This window comes from Devosia sp. YR412, assembly GCF_900110945.1.
In the GTDB taxonomy this organism is placed as follows: Bacteria; Pseudomonadota; Alphaproteobacteria; order Rhizobiales; family Devosiaceae; genus Devosia.
Genome location: NZ_FOFL01000002.1, coordinates 97,943 through 113,510, shown reverse-complemented (window position 1 = coordinate 113,510; position 15,568 = coordinate 97,943). Strand labels below are relative to the sequence as shown.

Annotated in this window: 15 protein-coding genes and 1 riboswitch; of the genes, 9 read left to right on the top strand and 6 right to left on the bottom strand. The window is 62.7% G+C overall.

Going from position 1 to position 15,568, the window contains the following annotated elements:
• Window positions 1–11: 11 nt before the first annotated feature.
• The gene (locus BM045_RS06895; protein ID WP_092181351.1) at window positions 12–896 is read right to left on the bottom strand and encodes a DMT family transporter; all 885 of its coding nucleotides are present in this window, start codon (window positions 894–896) and stop codon (window positions 12–14) included.
• An 85-nt stretch (window positions 897–981) separates the two neighbouring features.
• The gene (locus BM045_RS06890; RefSeq protein ID WP_092181348.1) at window positions 982–1,914 is read right to left on the bottom strand and encodes a DMT family transporter; all 933 of its coding nucleotides are present in this window, start codon (window positions 1,912–1,914) and stop codon (window positions 982–984) included.
• Between the two features lie 120 nt (window positions 1,915–2,034).
• Window positions 2,035–2,250, top strand: a riboswitch (cobalamin riboswitch).
• Window positions 2,251–2,361: 111 nt separating this feature from the next.
• Between BM045_RS06890 and BM045_RS06885 the strand changes: the two genes are divergently transcribed.
• From BM045_RS06885 to BM045_RS06870, 4 genes are all read left to right on the top strand, one after another.
• Entirely contained in the window at window positions 2,362–3,189 is an 828-nt protein-coding gene (locus BM045_RS06885) for an ABC transporter ATP-binding protein (RefSeq protein WP_092183113.1), read from the top strand.
• A 5-nt stretch (window positions 3,190–3,194) separates the two neighbouring features.
• Window positions 3,195–4,136 carry an ABC transporter substrate-binding protein gene (locus tag BM045_RS06880; RefSeq protein ID WP_092183109.1) on the top strand — a complete coding sequence of 314 codons (942 nt, stop codon included), beginning with the start codon at window positions 3,195–3,197 and terminating at the stop codon, window positions 4,134–4,136.
• 55 nt (window positions 4,137–4,191) lie between these two features.
• Window positions 4,192–5,202: a FecCD family ABC transporter permease gene (locus BM045_RS06875; protein ID WP_092183111.1), complete on the top strand. Its 1,011-nt coding sequence runs from the start codon at window positions 4,192–4,194 to the stop codon at window positions 5,200–5,202.
• A 124-nt stretch (window positions 5,203–5,326) separates the two neighbouring features.
• A complete protein-coding gene (locus tag BM045_RS06870; protein WP_170848416.1) occupies window positions 5,327–7,018 on the top strand; it encodes a vWA domain-containing protein in 1,692 nt (563 codons plus the stop codon).
• A 59-nt stretch (window positions 7,019–7,077) separates the two neighbouring features.
• On the opposite strand, the gene BM045_RS06865 is transcribed toward BM045_RS06870, so the two are convergent.
• A complete protein-coding gene (locus BM045_RS06865; protein ID WP_170848415.1) occupies window positions 7,078–8,202 on the bottom strand; it encodes an OmpP1/FadL family transporter in 1,125 nt (374 codons plus the stop codon).
• A gap of 243 nt (window positions 8,203–8,445) precedes the next feature.
• Entirely contained in the window at window positions 8,446–9,660 is a 1,215-nt protein-coding gene (locus BM045_RS06860) for an NADP-dependent isocitrate dehydrogenase (protein ID WP_092181342.1), read from the bottom strand.
• 179 nt (window positions 9,661–9,839) lie between these two features.
• On the opposite strand from BM045_RS06860, the gene fabF reads away from it, so the two are divergent.
• Window positions 9,840–11,126 carry a beta-ketoacyl-ACP synthase II gene (fabF, locus tag BM045_RS06855; protein WP_092181339.1) on the top strand — a complete coding sequence of 429 codons (1,287 nt, stop codon included), beginning with the start codon at window positions 9,840–9,842 and terminating at the stop codon, window positions 11,124–11,126.
• A 3-nt stretch (window positions 11,127–11,129) separates the two neighbouring features.
• On the opposite strand, the gene BM045_RS06850 is transcribed toward fabF, so the two are convergent.
• Both BM045_RS06850 and BM045_RS06845 read right to left on the bottom strand, forming a co-directional pair.
• On the bottom strand, window positions 11,130–11,465 hold the full coding sequence (locus BM045_RS06850) for a TfoX/Sxy family protein (protein WP_092181336.1): 336 nt from the start codon (window positions 11,463–11,465) through the stop codon (window positions 11,130–11,132).
• Window positions 11,462–11,902 carry a GFA family protein gene (locus BM045_RS06845; RefSeq protein WP_170848414.1) on the bottom strand — a complete coding sequence of 147 codons (441 nt, stop codon included), beginning with the start codon at window positions 11,900–11,902 and terminating at the stop codon, window positions 11,462–11,464. The genes BM045_RS06850 and BM045_RS06845 overlap by 4 nt, the downstream gene beginning before the upstream one ends.
• A 94-nt stretch (window positions 11,903–11,996) precedes the next feature.
• Between BM045_RS06845 and BM045_RS06840 the strand changes: the two genes are divergently transcribed.
• The 4 genes from BM045_RS06840 to BM045_RS06825 all read left to right on the top strand — a co-directional run bounded on the left by BM045_RS06840 (window position 11,997) and on the right by BM045_RS06825 (window position 15,490).
• Complete coding sequence (locus BM045_RS06840) at window positions 11,997–12,578, top strand: GNAT family N-acetyltransferase (RefSeq protein ID WP_092181330.1); 582 nt, start codon at window positions 11,997–11,999, stop codon at window positions 12,576–12,578.
• A 113-nt stretch (window positions 12,579–12,691) separates the two neighbouring features.
• Window positions 12,692–13,288, top strand: a complete 597-nt coding sequence (locus BM045_RS06835; RefSeq protein WP_170848413.1) for a GNAT family N-acetyltransferase — start codon at window positions 12,692–12,694, stop codon at window positions 13,286–13,288.
• A gap of 56 nt (window positions 13,289–13,344) precedes the next feature.
• A complete protein-coding gene (locus BM045_RS06830) occupies window positions 13,345–14,148 on the top strand; it encodes an RNA methyltransferase (protein WP_092181324.1) in 804 nt (267 codons plus the stop codon).
• A 73-nt stretch (window positions 14,149–14,221) separates the two neighbouring features.
• Window positions 14,222–15,490 carry an MFS transporter gene (locus BM045_RS06825; protein WP_092181321.1) on the top strand — a complete coding sequence of 423 codons (1,269 nt, stop codon included), beginning with the start codon at window positions 14,222–14,224 and terminating at the stop codon, window positions 15,488–15,490.
• The last annotated feature ends 78 nt before the right edge of the window (window positions 15,491–15,568 follow it).

Genomic DNA, 15,568 nt, shown 5'->3' with positions numbered 1-15,568 from the left:
GGCTTTTTGTTTTACAACCCGGTGCGCCAGAAGAAGACGCGCGGCTTCCAGACAATCTTGAGCTTTTCCGTCATCACATTGGCGAGGCCCGCGGCAATGACGATGACGAGGCCGATCACAGCGACATAGTCCGGATATTCGCCGAAGAAGGCCGCGCCGAAGACGATGGCCCAGATCAGCTGGCTATATTGCACCGGTGCGACGAGACTGGCCGGCGAGCGCTTGGTGGCGCCGATCAGCAGCAGGCCGCCGGTGCCGCCCATCAGGCCGATGCAGACGAAAATGGCCAATTGCTCGAGCGAGGGCAGCACGAAAAACGGCAGCATCAGCACGCCATTGAACAGGCCCGAATAGATCACCTGCAGGCCAACCAGGCTGACGCGACGCTCGCGTGGCGCGATGTGGCGCAGGATGATGGTGGTGAGGGCGCCGAGAAATACGCTGCAGAAAATCGCCAGATGGCCGAGATGCAGTTCGCGCACACCGGGGCGGATCACCAGCACAACGCCGAGGAAGCTGATGATCAACAGCAGCCAGCGATGCGCCGCGACATATTCCTTAAGCAGCACCACGCCGAGCAGTGTCACGACGACCGGGGTCAGGAAGCCGATGGCATAGACCTCGGCGAAGGGGATGTGAGTGAAGGCATACATGACGCAGGCCGTGCTGGAGATGGCCGCGGCGCAGCGCAGATGCACCAGCCAGGGATGCTGCAGCTTATAAAGATCACGCCAGCGCTCGCCGCGCTTGGTCAGCATGGCCGGAATGATGGAAAAGCTGGTGGTGAAAAAGGCGATCTCGAAGACCGACATGGCGGAGCCGGTGGCCTTGATCAAAGCGTCAGCGGCGGAAAAGCTGGCATAGGCCAAAAAGGCCAGGATGACGCCGACGGGCATCGCAATATCTCGAATTCAGGGGAAAAGACTCGGTAAGCCTGACTACCATACAAGCGAGGCCGTGCAGCGTCGACCGGCTTCCCGGCTAAATTTCAGGTCCCTGCACCTCGGTGATATTGCTCGGCGGGCCGGGGCGGCTGGCACGGTATTCGGCGAAGCGCCCGGCAATGCGAGTGCGGGCGCCATCGATCAAGACATTGACCAGGCCCGAGAGCACAACCACGCCGAGGCCGATATAGGCGATCAGGTCGGGGTATTCGAAATAAAAGAACGCCCCGAGCCCGATGGCCCAGACGATCTGCACGTATTGGATGGGCGCCACCTGACTGGCCGGTGCATTGCGGGTGGCGGCGATCAGCAGGATATGTCCCATGCCGACCATGCTCCCTGAGGCGGCGAGCAGACCCAATTGCTGCAGGTTGGGTCCGGTGAAGCTGGGCAGCATCAGAACGGCATTGGTGACGATCAGATAAAGCGCCGGCAAAGCGATCAGGCTGACGCGCTTTTCGGTGGGAGCGATGACGCGGAGGATGGTGGTGGTCGAGGCGCCGAACACCGCGCAGAGCAGGGCGGTCAGGTGGCCGAGCTCGAGCTCGCGGAAGCCTGGTCGAACCACCAGCATGACACCGATAAAGCCCAGAGCCAGCATGGCCCAGCGGATCAGGTCGACTTTTTCCTTGAGGATCAGCACCGACATGACGGTGATGAACAGCGGCATCATGAAGACCAGCGAATAGGTCTCGGCGAAGGGAATGGTGGTGAAGGAAATCGTCACCAGGATCGACGAGGCCACGCCGGTAAACGAGCGCAGATGCACGAGGCCGGTGTGCTTGAGCTTGAATGTATCGCGCCAGCGCTCGCCTTTCGGCTTGGCGAAGGCAGCGGGAATCAGGCCGAACAGCGAGATGAAAAAGCCGATTTCGAACACCGAAAGGCTTTGGCCGAAGCCTTTGATGATGGCATCGCCGCAAGAATAAATCGAATAGGCGACAACAGCATAGAGCACGCCGATCGGCATGATGGCATCCGGGGCAAGAGGGCTTGGCAGTGCTGCGACCCTAGAGGGCGGCGTGGTTTGCGTCGATGGAAATCGTGACGGCTGCGGCGCGGGCGCCCCTTGCCTTGGCGGCAAAAATCCCGCATCACTCCGGCCGATGGTTCCGGCCGCTCCACTCGGGCAGCTGGATTAAAAGGGAACACGGTGCGACGTACCCATCAGGGCGCAAGACCGTGGCTGCCCCCGCAACTGTGAGCGGATAGCGACACCGGGAATGCCACTGGCCGAAAGGCTGGGAAGGTCCGGCGCCGCAATGACCCGCGAGCCAGGAGACCTGCCGTCATCGCTATTTCTTTCAACCCGGCCGGGGTGTGCCGCGGGAGACGATGATGACCAGTTGCCGCGACATCGCTGCCAAAATTCTGTTCGGATCGCCCGTGCCCTTCTGCCCTTTGGTGGAGCATGCGCATGGCATCCGAAAAGCCTGCGGCTGACCGCTTTACCGGCACCCAACCGGCGCGGCTCGATCTCGATGGGCTGAGCTGGGGTGTCGTCTCCGGCCGGCCGATCGTCGGGCCGATTTCGCTGAGCGTCGAGCCGGGCCAGATGCTGGCGCTGGTCGGGCCCAATGGCGCGGGCAAGTCGAGCCTGTTGCGCTGCCTTTATCGCTATCACCGTCCCACCTCCGGCCATGTGCGGCTCGACGGCGCGGATATCTGGACGCTGCCGGGCAAGGCCGTGGCGAAGCGGATCGCGACGGTGTTGCAGGAGCAGGCCAGCGACTTCGGGCTGACCGTGGCCGAGATCGTCGAGCTGGGCCTGACGCCGCATCGTGGCGGCTGGGGCGCCGACCATGCCGACTACGAGGCGATCAAGGCCGTGCTGGCGCTGATGGAATTGACCCCTCTGGCGCCGCGCGATCTCGCGACGCTCTCCGGTGGCGAGCGGCAAAGGGTGATGATTGCCAGGGCCTTGCTGCAAAAGCCTGACCTTCTGATTCTGGACGAGCCGACCAATCACCTCGATATTCGCCACCAGCTCGAAGTGCTGGAACTGCTGGCCGGGCTCAACTGCACAGTCATTGTCTCGCTGCATGATCTTGCGCTGGCCTGCGCTCATGCCGACCAGGTTTTGCTGCTCGATCGGGGCAAGGTCGCGGCGCTCGGCGCGCCAGCCGAGGTTCTCACCCAATCCACCATCCGCTCGGCCTTTGCCGTCGAAACCCTGCTCGATGCTCATCCGGCCACCGGGCGGCCGCGGCTCAGTTTCTATCTCCCCAACCAGATCCAGGAGTGATCTTCATGCGTCTTGTTTTCGTGCTTGCTGCCTTGGCAGCGGCCAGTTCCCCGGCCTTTGCTGCCGGCTATCCCGTGACGGTCAAAAGCTGTGACCGCGATGTGACATTCGAGGCTTCGCCGCAGCGGGCGATTTCCAATGACGTCAATCTCACCGAGATGATGCTGGCGCTGGACCTGACCGATCGCATGGTTGGCTATACCGGCGTGTCGGGCTGGAAGACCTTGGACGAGACTCTGCGCCAGGGCGTGGCCGAGTTGCCGGAGCTGTCGCCGGAATATCCGAGCAAGGAAGTGTTGCTCGGCGCCGATGCCGACTTCTTCTTCGCCGGCTGGAATTATGGCATGCGCGTCGGTGGCGAGGTGACGCCGGAGTCCTTGGCAGCCTTCGATATCGCCGTCTACGAGCTGAACGAGAGCTGCATCCATGTCATGGAAAAGCCCAAGGCCTCGATGGAAGATCTCTACACCGACCTGCTGAACCTGGGTGCCATTTTCGACGTATCCGAGCGCGCCGAACTGCTGGTCGAGAATTACCAGATCGACCTCGAGGATTTCCAGTCGGACCTGCCCAAGCTGGAAACGCCTGTGCCGGTGTTCGTCTACGACAGCGGCGAGGACAAGCCATTCACCGCCGGCGCCTACGGCATGCCGACGGCGCTGATCGAGGCGGCCGGTGGCCGCAATATCATGGATGACGTGGAATCGAGCTGGGTCGAGATCGGCTGGGAGCCGGTGATCGAACGCAATCCGGAAGTGATCGTCATCGTCAATTATGGCAACGTCACTGCCGAGCAGAAGATCGACTTCATGAAGTCCAACCCGGCCTTTGCCGCCATTCCGGCCGTGGCCAATGACCGCTTCGTGGTTCTCGAATATGTCGCGGCAACGCCTGGTCCGCGCAATATCGCGGCGGTGAAGCAACTCGCTGCTGCTTTCCGGGAATAGTTGATTGTCGCACCGCCACCTCGTTGCCGGACGCCGCCATGCTGCGATCCACTGGATGCCAGCCCTGATCCTGGGGCTGGCCGTGCTGCTGGTCGTCACCATGTCGGTGGCGGTCGGGGCAGGGGCGGTGCCGATTCCCGTCGACACCGTCTGGCGCATTATTGCGTCCAAACTCGCGCCCGGCAGCGTGGTCGCCGACTGGACCTCGGGGCGCGAGAATATTGTCTGGGAAGTGCGGCTACCGCGCATCGTGCTGGGTGCCATTGTGGGCGCCAGCCTTGCCGTGGTCGGCGCGGCGCTGCAGTCGGTGACGCGCAATCCACTGGCCGACCCGCACCTGCTGGGCATTTCGTCGGGTGCGGCCTTCGGGGCGATCCTCGTGCTGCTGCATACCGGCATGTTTCTCGGCCTGATCACCGTGCCACTGTTCGCCTTCATCGGCGCTCTGATCGCCACGGCGCTGGTGCTGGCGGTTTCCAACCTGACCAAGTCGCAAAGCGCCGGACGGCTGGTGCTGGCCGGCGTGGCGGTGAGCTTCATCATCACCGCCGCCGGTAACCTCTTCATTTTCCTCGGCGATCCGCGCGCTGCCCACACGGTGGTATTCTGGATGCTGGGCGGGCTTGGCCTCGCGCAATGGCAGCAACTGCCGTTTCCGCTGGCGGCGCTGGTCCTGTGCGGCGGCTATTTGATCCTCAAGGCGCGCTCGCTCAATGCCATGACGCTGGGCGACGAAAGCGCCACGACGCTCGGCATTCCGGCACTGCGGTTCCGGCTCACTGTTTTCGTCATCTGTGCCCTGCTGACCGGCTCGGCCGTGGCCTTTTCCGGTGTCATCGCCTTTGTTGGTCTAATGATCCCTCATATCGTCCGCATGATGGTGGGTGGCGACTATCGCCGGGTACTGCCGCTGTCGGCGCTGGTCGGCGCGATTTTCCTGGTGCTGGCCGATATTGCCGCGCGCACACTGATGCCACCGCAGGACATGCCGATCGGCGTGCTCACCGGCATTATCGGCGGACTGTTCTTCGTCGGGCTGATGCGCTGGCGGAAGTCCGGCGAATAGTTGCTGCAAATTCCCGGAGGCGCTGAATGAAGTGTTCATCCCGCCGTCATCTGCGTCATGATTTGAATTGCCTCCACTTGTGCAGTCCTCGATAGTCGAGGGCGCAGTTGCTGGAGGGCTTTTCATGAGGATCGTTCGAAATATTGTGCTGGGAGCCGTCGCGGCGCTCGGCATGGCGTTGCCGGCCGTGGCGGCCGAGCGCGCCATTATCGTGCTGGATGGATCGGGCTCGATGTGGGCGCAGATCGACGGCAAGGCGCGCATCACCATCGCGCGCGAAACGCTGCATGAAGTGCTGGCCACGCTGCCGGACGATCTTGAGCTCGGCTTCATGACCTATGGTCACCGCGAGAAGGGTAATTGCGACGACATCGAAATGCTGGTCGAGCCGGCACTCGGCACCGCTGACGCCATTACCGCTGCCGCCGATGCGATCAATCCCAAGGGTATGACGCCGATTTCCGATGCCGTGCGGCTGGCCGCCGAAGACCTGCAGTTCACCGAGCAGAAGGCTACGGTGATCCTGATCACTGACGGTCTGGAAACCTGCGAGGTCGATCCTTGTGCGTTGGCCTCGGACCTCGAAAGCCGTGGCATTGATTTCACCACCCATGTGCTGGGCTTCGGCCTTTCCGATGAAGAGGGCCAGCAGGTGGCTTGTCTGGCCGAAAACACCGGTGGACGGTATCTGTCGGCCGAGGACGGCGATGCGCTGGTGAGCGCGCTGACCACGACTGTGGCCCAGGTGGTGCAGGCCGAACCCGAACCGGCGCCCGAGCCTGAACCCGAGCCCGTGGCTGAGTTCAACTTCACTCCGACGGCGTCGCTCTCCGAAGGCGGCCCGGACATCGAGGATGGCGGACCGCTCAACCTCACCTGGCAGTGGTATGAGGTCAAAGCCGATGGCAGCAAGGGCGAGTGGATCGGCACCGACTATTATGCCCGCTTCAAGGGCACGCTGGAGCCCGGCGACTACATCATCAGTGCCGAATACGGCAATGCCGCGGTCGAGCAGCCCGTGACCATCGTTGCCGGTGAAGTCGCTGCAACGCATTTCGTGCTGAATGCCGCGATGCTCAAGCTGCATCCCCTGCCGAGCGAGGGGGCAGAGATCGACAATGATGCCTCCACCGAGATCAAGCTCAATGGCGAATACCTGGCCTATGACTATGGCGATGTCGACGCCGTGGTGCCGGCTGGTTCCATTGAAGCCCTGGTCACCATCGGCGAGGCCACGGTCAGCCGCACCTATGAGCTGAAGGCCGGCGATACGGTGGATGAAGATGTCGTGGTGGGGACAGGTCTCGTGTTCTTCACTACGGAATATGCACCCGGCTCAAAGGTTGAGGACGATATTTTCATGGAGATATTCGACGCCAAGACTGCGCTGGACGGCACCCGCGAGTCGATTGCCTATGGCTATAATGGCGAGCAGGATTTCGAACTGCCGCCGGGCGACTATATCATGGCTTATGAGCTCGATGGCACAGAGGGCGAGATCCCGTTCAGCGTGACCACGGGTGAACGCACCGATGTGCCGGTCATGCTCGACGCTGGCGTGCTGGCCATCACCACGCCAAGTGACGACTATGTCGAAATCCGCAGCCCGACCAAGGATATCGCGGGCAATGTCAAATCGTTCGACTATGGCTACGGCCCGGAATACCAGACCACGCTGAAGGCCGGCGACTATGTCGTCTATTCCAAGAAGGGCGATGTGGAATCGGAAACGCCGATCACCATCAAGGCCGGCGAACGGTTCGAACTGACGATCGAGGCGGCAGCTGCGGCCCCGGCCGGTGGGAAGAAGAAGTAGGTCAAACGAAAAGCAGGGGCCGGAGCAATGCTCCGGCCCCGTTTTTACGTCCGTAGTTTCTAGAACGTGGCCTTGGCGCTGACGCTGAAGGCCAGCACGCTGCCGGTGTTCCAGCTTTCATTCTGCAGGTTGCTGCCAGCGCCGATCAGCGAATAAGACACGCCCCCCGACAGTTCGAAATTGGCCGAAGGCTTGTAGGCCGCGCCCAGACTTGCGCCCCAGCGATCGGTCTGCGTGCCGTTGAGCAGCACGCCGTTGGCGTTCTTGCGCGATGTACCCTTGTCCCAGGTCAGGCTGCCCAGCACCGTCAACTCGTCGGTGAGCTGGTGGCCAACGCCGGCCGAAACCGTCCAGCCGTCTTCATAATTGAGGACCGTGGTGATCGGCGCGACGGCATTGTTGACGGTCAGCGTGTTGAGAACAGACCAGTCGACCCATTTTACACTGCCGAGCGCCAGCCAGCCGGGCGCAATGCCGGACTGGGCCTTGATTTCGATGCTTTGCGGGGTGGTGGCATTGGCATTTGCCGCCGCCTGCGGCAGCAGGCTGCCATAGGCGCGCCCGGTCAGATTGTAGTCGATCGCCGCATTGTAGATGGCGCTCACGCGCAGGGCGATCTCGGGCACTTCATAGGCAATGCCGGCGCGCCAGCCGGTGCCGGAACCACTGAGCGTCACCAGCTCGTTGCCGACCGGCAGCGGGGCGGGTCGCGCGATGGTGGCGTCATAGTTCAACTGCTGGGCCGAAATGCCGCCGATGACGCTGAACACACCCGAGCCGACATCAAAGCCATAAGCGCAGGTGAGACCCACATCATTGGACCAGATGCGTTCGCTGAGCGCCTGGCGGCTCGTCCGGGCGTAGGCCGCGTCGCGATCGGTGCCGGAACCAAAGGGGTTCTGGACGGAGACCAGGCAGGACGAAGCCCCGAACAGGTCGGCCTTGGCCGCGACATTATAGTAGGTCCGGGCAGGCGATGTCGAAATGGTGCCAAGGCCGGGGGCCGTGATGTCATGGTTGATGGTGACCTGGGTCACCGTACCCTTGCCGACATAGGTGCCGGGATCAAACAGCAAGTCCCAGTTATAGCCATTGGCCTCGAGACCGCCGGCATGGGCGGCGCCGATGGTGGATGTTGCGACAAGTGCTGCCAGCGCAAGGCTGCGAATAGGGCTGCGGGCCAATAGAATTCTCCTCAACATGAAGCGGCCGTGTTGCGCCGCGTCGTCCATGCTGCCGTTTTCCGGCAGTCGTTGACGTATGGGTCAACATAGGCCGAAACCCTGTGTGACCGTCAATCGGGGCCGGGGGCAATTAAGCCAAAAATGTGTCACTGGCGCTTGGCTGCAACAGTGAAATTGTTGACTGGTCAAGAAAAAGGGCCGGAGCAATGCTCCGGCCCTCTCAATGATTGACGCCTTAAGGCCTTATGCCATGGCCTTCTGCAGGTTCTGGTCGATGGCGTCGAGGAAGCCGATGGTGGAGAGCCAGGGCTGATCGGGACCGACGAGCAGGGACAGGTCCTTGGTCATCTTGCCTTCTTCGATCGTATCGACAGTGACCTTTTCCAGCGTCAGGGCGAAGTTCTTCAGCGCTTCGTTGTCGTCGAGCTTGGCGCGGTGGGCGAGGCCACGGGTCCAGGCGAAGATCGAGGCGGTGGAGTTGGTCGAGGTTTCCTTGCCCTGCTGGTGCTGGCGGTAGTGACGGGTCACGGTGCCATGGGCGGCTTCGGATTCGACGATCTTGCCATCGGGCGTTGCCAGCACCGAGGTCATCAGGCCGAGCGAGCCGAAGCCCTGGGCGACGATGTCGGACTGCACGTCGCCGTCGTAGTTCTTGCAGGCCCAGACGTAACCGCCGGACCACTTCAGGGCCGAAGCGACCATGTCGTCGATCAGGCGGTGCTCGTACCAGATCTTTTTGGCTTCGAACTTTTCCTTGAACTCGGCCTCATAGATCTCCTGGAAGATGTCCTTGAAGCGCCCGTCATAGACCTTGAGGATGGTGTTCTTGGTCGACAGATACACCGGCACACCACGGGCGAGGCCGTAGTTGAAGGACGAATAGGCGAAATCGCGGATCGAATCGTCCTGGTTGTACATGGCCATGGCGACGCCGGCGCCGGGCGCCTGGTAGACTTCGTGCTCGATGACCTGACCGTCTTCGCCGGTGAACTTGATGGTCAGCGTGCCCTTGCCTGGGAAGGTGAAGTCGGTGGCGCGATACTGGTCGCCGAAGGCATGGCGGCCGACGATGATCGGCTGGGTCCAGCCGGGGACCAGGCGCGGCACGTTCTTGCAGATGATCGGCTCGCGAAAGATCACGCCGCCGAGGATGTTGCGGATGGTGCCGTTGGGCGACTTCCACATCTTCTTTAGCTTGAACTCTTCGACGCGCTGCTCGTCGGGGGTAATGGTGGCACACTTGATGCCGACGCCATGCTTCTGGATCGCCTTGGCGGCATCGACCGTGATCTGGTCATTGGTTGCGTCGCGGCTCTCTACCGACAGGTCGTAATATTCGATCGGTAGGTCGAGATAGGGATGGATCAGCTTGTCCTTGATCGCCTGCCAGATGATCCGGGTCATCTCATCGCCGTCGAGATCGACGACCGGGTTGGCGACTTTGATCTTGCTGCTCATCGGAAATATCTCCCTGAAATCCGTCTGTTGACCTTAAGGCCAGGTTCGGGTGCCCGTATAGCATCGGTGGGGGAACAGCGCAAAGCGGACAAACAGCAAGGGGGCATGCCGGTTGACGCCATGACCGGCCGCGCCTACCTCTCCGGTTTGCATGCCGCCACAGGCACACAGGAGATCCCATGCTGAAGCCCGATCCTGCCGATCCCATCGTTGTCACTGGCATGGGCGTCGTCAGCCCGCTGGGTGTCGGGGTCGAGACGATGTGGAGCCGCCTCACCTCCGGCCAGAGCGGCATCGTGCAGAACGACCGGTTCGATACCGAAGGCTTTGGCGCGACCATTGCCGGGCTGGTGCCCGCCAAGGCGAATGATCCCAATGGCTTTGATCCTGCCGACTTCATCGACGGCAAGGAAATCAAGAAGATGGACGTCTTTATCCAATATGCCATCGGCGCGACGCATGAAGCCCTTGAACAGGCCAACTGGCATCCGACCAGCGCCGAAGACCAGGCCGCGACGGCCACGATCATCGGCTCCGGCGTCGGCGGTTCGCCGGTGATGGCGCGTGCGGTGGAAATCATCCAGACCAAGGGCCCCAAGCGCCTGTCGCCCTTCACCGTGCCGAGCTTTTTGGCCAATCTGGCGGCCGGCTGGCTGTCGATCCTCCATGGTTTTCGTGGTCCGATCGGCACGCCGGTCACCGCCTGTGCGGCGTCGGCCCAGGCGATCGGCGATGGCATGCGGTTGATCATGACCGGCGAGGCCGAAGTGGCCGTGGTCGGTGGCGCTGAAGGTTCGGTCGATCCCATTTCGCTGGGCGGTTTCGGCGCCTCGCGCGCTCTGGCCACCAGCTTCAACGATACGCCGCAAAAGGCCTCCCGTCCGTTCGACAAGGGCCATGATGGCTTCGTGCTTTCGGAAGGCGCGGCCGTGCTGGTCATCGAAAAACTGAGCCATGCCCGCAAACGCGGTGCCACGCCTCTGGCGGTACTCGCCGGCTATGGCACGTCGGCCGATGCCTATCACCTGACCGCAGGCTCGCCCGATGGGGCTGGGGCACAGGTGGCCATGCGCAACGCCATTTCCATGGCCGGGATCGAGCAAAGCCAGATCGGCTATGTGAATGCCCATGCCACCTCCACCGCCGTCGGCGATGCGGCCGAACTGGCCGGCATTGCGGCGGTGTTCCCGGGTCGCGGCAAGGATCTGGCGATTTCCTCGACCAAGTCGGCCACCGGCCACATGCTGGGTGCTGCGGGTGCTATGGAGGCGGTGATTTCCGTCCAGGCGCTGCTCAAGGACCTGCTGCCCGCCTCGATCAACATTGAAGACCCGATGGATGAAGCGGCGGCTTTCGACCTCGTCGCCAACCAGCCCAAGGCCAAAGCGGTGGACTATGTTTTGTCCAATTCCTTCGGCTTTGGCGGCGTCAACGCGGCGCTGGTGTTCGGCAAGGCGCCAGCCTAACGACTATTTGGGCGGCAGGGTGTCGACGAAAGCGCGCGCCCTGCCGATCCAACCTTGGAGGACGTTTTCGTCTTCAAGTACATCGCCGCTGACGGCGACGAAACCGGCCATGGTGCGCTCGCCCATGTCCATTTTTGACGCGCCGGGAAGGGCCAAGGCTTCCTCATAGCCCTCTTTGCCGACGCGCACGAGCAGGCTGCCGTCCTTCATCGGGCAGACCAGCATATTGCCGGCCAGCATGAAGCAGCGGCCACCGAACATCTTCTTTTCGCTCAGCGGCAGCATGGGTGGCAACAGGTCGCGAATGCGGTCGGAGAGGTCTTCGGAGGCGAGGCTCATGGCGTCGCCTCGCGATAGCGCTCATGGCGGGGCAGGTGGTCGGCCACCAGATCCCAGGCGCGGTGGCTGCGGTTGAAGATCAGCTGGTTGGGCACGAACCAGTCGTTCTGGCCCGAGAACAGCCCGACTGGCAGGATGCGGAAGTCCGGGGCGCGCGAACTCTGCGCGTAAATCGTCGTGCCGCATTCCGGGCAGAAGTGGCGGGTGAAGGTCGCGCCGGAATCGGCTGGCCGCGAATGGCTTTTCATCGTGCCCACAATGCTCACGGCGTCCGTCGGCAGCAGCGTCACGCTGGAATGGCCGCTGCCCGAGACGCGCTGGCAATTGTCGCAGGCGCATTGAAACATCGAGACGACACGGCCCCTGGCGGTCAGCGTGATGGCGCCGCAGTCGCAGCGCGTGGTGAGGTCGATCACGGGATGTTCGGAACTGGACATGGCGCCGAGGCTGGCATGCGGTTTTGCCCTCGGCAAGGCCGGTCTTGCCTTCGCCGGCCCAAATGGCGAGAGTGCGCCGCCCCATGGAGACGGCATGTCGCTTTATCCAAACTATCCGCTGCGCACAGAAAGGCTGACCCTCCGCCCGTTTACTCGCGGCGACGTCGATGCCGTTTTTGCCTACCGGCGGCGCGAGGATGTGGCGCGCTATCTGTTCGACACCTCGCTCAGCCGGGAGGAATGCGCGCTGGCCGTGCAGCAGCGCATCGGCCAGGTGGCGCTGGAGGCCGAGGGTGACAAGATTATCCTGGGCGTCGAACTGGCCGACAGTGGCGTGCTGATCGGCGAGGTGTCGCTTATCTGGCGCAGCGTCGAGGCCCGGCAGGGTGAGGTCGGCTGGATTTTTGATCCGGACTATCAGGGCCGCGGTTATGCCACCGAGGCGGCCAATGCCATGCTCGACTTGGCCTTCGGTCCCGGTGACATCCACCGTGTTTCGGCGCGCTGCGATGTGCGGAACGAGTCTTCCTGGCGCTTGATGGAGCGGCTGGGCATGCGGCGCGAGGCGCATTTTCGCGAACATGCCATCTTCAAAAGCCGCTGGGACGAGGAATTCATCTACGCCATCCTGTGGCAGGAATGGCAGACGCTGCGGGCGGCGCAAACGCCCAGCTGATCGGCATTTGCCCGCGATTCCGCTGGAGCAGATTTTTTCGCGCTGCGGCAGGAACTTCCGTGAATCGCGCGACGTTATGGCTTCGGGTCGTCACGCGGTCGGGAGCATCATTCATGTCGTCACTTTCTTTGCCCATCGAGACGGATCGCCTGATCCTTCGCACCTTTGAACGCAGCGATATCGACGGCCTTGGTGCCTATCACGCGCTTCCCTCGGTGCAGCGCTATGTGTTCACGCGCACCCGCGACACCTCCGAAGTGGCTGGCGCGCTCAACACCATGCGAAGCCATGTCAGCCTGCAGCGCCCCGGGGATACGCTGACCCTCGCCATGGTTCGCAAGGGCGACAAGGTGCTTATCGGCCACGTGTCACTGCATTGGTCCGATGCCACGGCCGGGCAGGGGGAAGTGCGCTTCTGCATCAATCCGGCCTATGCCGGGCAGGGCTTTTCCCGCGAAGCGCTGAGCGCCGTCTATGACTTGGCCTTCGACCATTATCGCATCCACCGGGTGTTCGCCCGCTGCGACGGCCGCAATCACCACTCGATCAAACTGATGCAGCAGATGGGAATGCGTCTTGAAGCCCATTACCGCGAACATGCGCTGTTCCAGGGCGAATGGGACGAAGAATTGCATTTCGCCATTCTCGATCGGGAATGGCAGCGGTCGAGCAAGGTCAAGGACCTGCCGGTCCGTCATCGCGTCGCCTAATTGCCCTGACGCGGTAAAACCGGCTATGAGCGCCTGAACTTTCAGGAAATGGCGCCATGGCCGGAACCGACACCTCCATCAAGATCGAGCTCAAGCCCACGCCGGCGGTGATCCTTTGCGAACCGCAACTGGGCGAGAATATCGGCACGGCCGCCCGCGCCATGGCCAATTTCGGCCTGTGGGACCTGCGCCTGGTGCGTCCACGCGATGGCTGGCCGAATGAACGCGCCGTCGCGGCCGCCTCGCGCGCCGATCACGTTATTGAACGGGTGCGGGTTTTCGAAACGCTGGAAGAGGCCATCGCCGACCTGACGCTGGTGCTGGCCACCACGGCACGCTCGCGCGACCTGCAAAAGGAAGTCATCGGCCCCGATGAGGCCGCCCAGCGCATGGCCGCGCAGATTGGCGCCGGCAAGGGCGTCGGCCTGCTGTTCGGTCGCGAGAAATGGGGCCTGCTCAACGAAGAAGTGGCGCTGGCCGATTGCATCGTCACTCTGCCGGTGGAGCCGGCCTTTGCCTCGCTCAACATCGCCCAAGCCGTGCTGCTGATGGCCTACGAATGGCGCCGGCACAGCGATCTGGGCACCACATTGCCGTTTGGCGATGCCATGGCCGAGGTCGCCCCGCGCGAGGAATTGCTCGGCCTCTTCGGGCATCTCGAAACCACGCTGGATGGCTCGGGCTTTTTCACCGCCCCCGACAAGCGGCCGACCGTGATCAACAATATCCGCACCATGCTGGAGCGGGGCAAATTCACCAGCCAGGAAATCCGCACCCTGCGCGGGGTGATTTCGTCGATTGATCGCCGGCACGAGCGGCCCAATCCGAACCGGCAGAAGCCGGCGAGCAACAAGGACTGAGAATCGCCGTCTTCGAACGCTTCGGGCCCATTCCGCCTTTGACTGCGACATTGTGTCGTGCGATGGCCAGCCCATGAGCACGACCGCACCCGCCGACAAATCCCGCCTTGCCTTTACCTATACCGGCTTCCGCTTCTTCTGGCTGACCACTTTGCTGGTCAGCTTCGCAGTGCAGATCATGTCGGTGTCGATCGCCTATCAGATCTACGAGGTGACTCGCGAGCCGCTGCTGGTCGGTCTCGTCGGGCTCTGCCTGTTCCTGCCGGCGCTGCTGTTGATCCTTGTTACCGGCCTCACCGCCGACCGGTTCAACCGCCGCCGCATCATGGCGATCTGTCTTGGGGTTGAATTGCTGTGCGCGGTGGGCTTCCTGCTGTTCACCGAAGCCGAGGCGCATGAGGTCTGGCCGCTGTTCCTTATCCTGATCGTGCTGGGCACGGCCCGGGCCTTCTGGAACCCGGCGGCACAGTCGCTGGCGCCCAATCTCGTGCCGGCTGAAGCGCTGAGCAATGCCATCACCGTCAATGCCTCGGCCTGGCAGTTTGCCGCCATCGCCGGTCCCGCGCTGGGTGGTGTGCTGTATAGCTTTGCCCCTTTCGTGCCCTTTGCTACAGGCGCCATCCTCCTGGGCTGCGCTATGGTGAGCGTGCTGCTGATCCCAGCCCCGCCCAAGCGCGAATCGACCCAGGCCACCAGCATGGAGACCCTGCTGGGTGGCTTCCGCTACATCTTCTCCAACAAGGTCGTGCTGGGCGCCATTTCGCTCGACATGTTCGCCGTGTTGATGGGCGGGGCGGTGGCCATGCTGCCGATCTATGCCACCGACATCCTGCATGGTGGCTCGATCGCCAACGGCCTGCTGCGGGCCGCGCCGGGCATTGGCGCCATCGTCATGGCGCTGTTCCTGACCCGCTTCCCGATCCGCAATTTCGCCGGCCGCATTCTCTTTGTCTTCGTTGCGCTGTTTGGCGCCTTCACGGTGGTGTTCGGCTTCTCGACGACGCTCTGGGTGTCCATCCCGGCGCTGGCGCTGGTCGGCGCCTCCGACATGGTCAGCGTCACCATTCGCGAGACCATCATGCAGCTGTGGACCCCCGAGGAAGTGCGCGGCCGCGTCAATGCCGTGAACTCGGTGTTCATCGGCGCCTCCAACGAGTTGGGCGAGTTCCGCGCCGGCACGGTGGCCCATTTCATCGGCCCGGTGGCGGCGGTGGTGATTGGCGGATTCGGCGCCATTGCGGTGGCCGGCATCTGGAGCGTCATCTTCCCCGGACTGCGCGAACAGCGCTCGCTCGACCACAAGATGGTGGCCGATGGCACAGCCGAGCGGGACTCAGCTTGACGGAACTGTCGCAATTGCCTATGACGCGCCCACCTATCAGGGCCTTTGGTCCATAGGCGCACCCGGGATCTCTCAAAT

Coding starts and splice junctions, on each gene's coding strand:
- BM045_RS06895 (WP_092181351.1), bottom strand. CDS start 896: ATGCCCGTCGGCGTCATCCTGGCCTTTTTGGCCTATGCCAGCTTTTCC.
- BM045_RS06890 (WP_092181348.1), bottom strand. CDS start 1,914: ATGCCGATCGGCGTGCTCTATGCTGTTGTCGCCTATTCGATTTATTCT.
- BM045_RS06885 (WP_092183113.1), top strand. CDS start 2,362: ATGGCATCCGAAAAGCCTGCGGCTGACCGCTTTACCGGCACCCAACCG.
- BM045_RS06880 (WP_092183109.1), top strand. CDS start 3,195: ATGCGTCTTGTTTTCGTGCTTGCTGCCTTGGCAGCGGCCAGTTCCCCG.
- BM045_RS06875 (WP_092183111.1), top strand. CDS start 4,192: ATGCCAGCCCTGATCCTGGGGCTGGCCGTGCTGCTGGTCGTCACCATG.
- BM045_RS06870 (WP_170848416.1), top strand. CDS start 5,327: ATGAGGATCGTTCGAAATATTGTGCTGGGAGCCGTCGCGGCGCTCGGC.
- BM045_RS06860 (WP_092181342.1), bottom strand. CDS start 9,660: ATGAGCAGCAAGATCAAAGTCGCCAACCCGGTCGTCGATCTCGACGGC.
- fabF (WP_092181339.1), top strand. CDS start 9,840: ATGCTGAAGCCCGATCCTGCCGATCCCATCGTTGTCACTGGCATGGGC.
- BM045_RS06850 (WP_092181336.1), bottom strand. CDS start 11,465: ATGAGCCTCGCCTCCGAAGACCTCTCCGACCGCATTCGCGACCTGTTG.
- BM045_RS06845 (WP_170848414.1), bottom strand. CDS start 11,902: ATGTCCAGTTCCGAACATCCCGTGATCGACCTCACCACGCGCTGCGAC.
- BM045_RS06840 (WP_092181330.1), top strand. CDS start 11,997: ATGTCGCTTTATCCAAACTATCCGCTGCGCACAGAAAGGCTGACCCTC.
- BM045_RS06835 (WP_170848413.1), top strand. CDS start 12,692: ATGTCGTCACTTTCTTTGCCCATCGAGACGGATCGCCTGATCCTTCGC.
- BM045_RS06830 (WP_092181324.1), top strand. CDS start 13,345: ATGGCCGGAACCGACACCTCCATCAAGATCGAGCTCAAGCCCACGCCG.
- BM045_RS06825 (WP_092181321.1), top strand. CDS start 14,222: ATGAGCACGACCGCACCCGCCGACAAATCCCGCCTTGCCTTTACCTAT.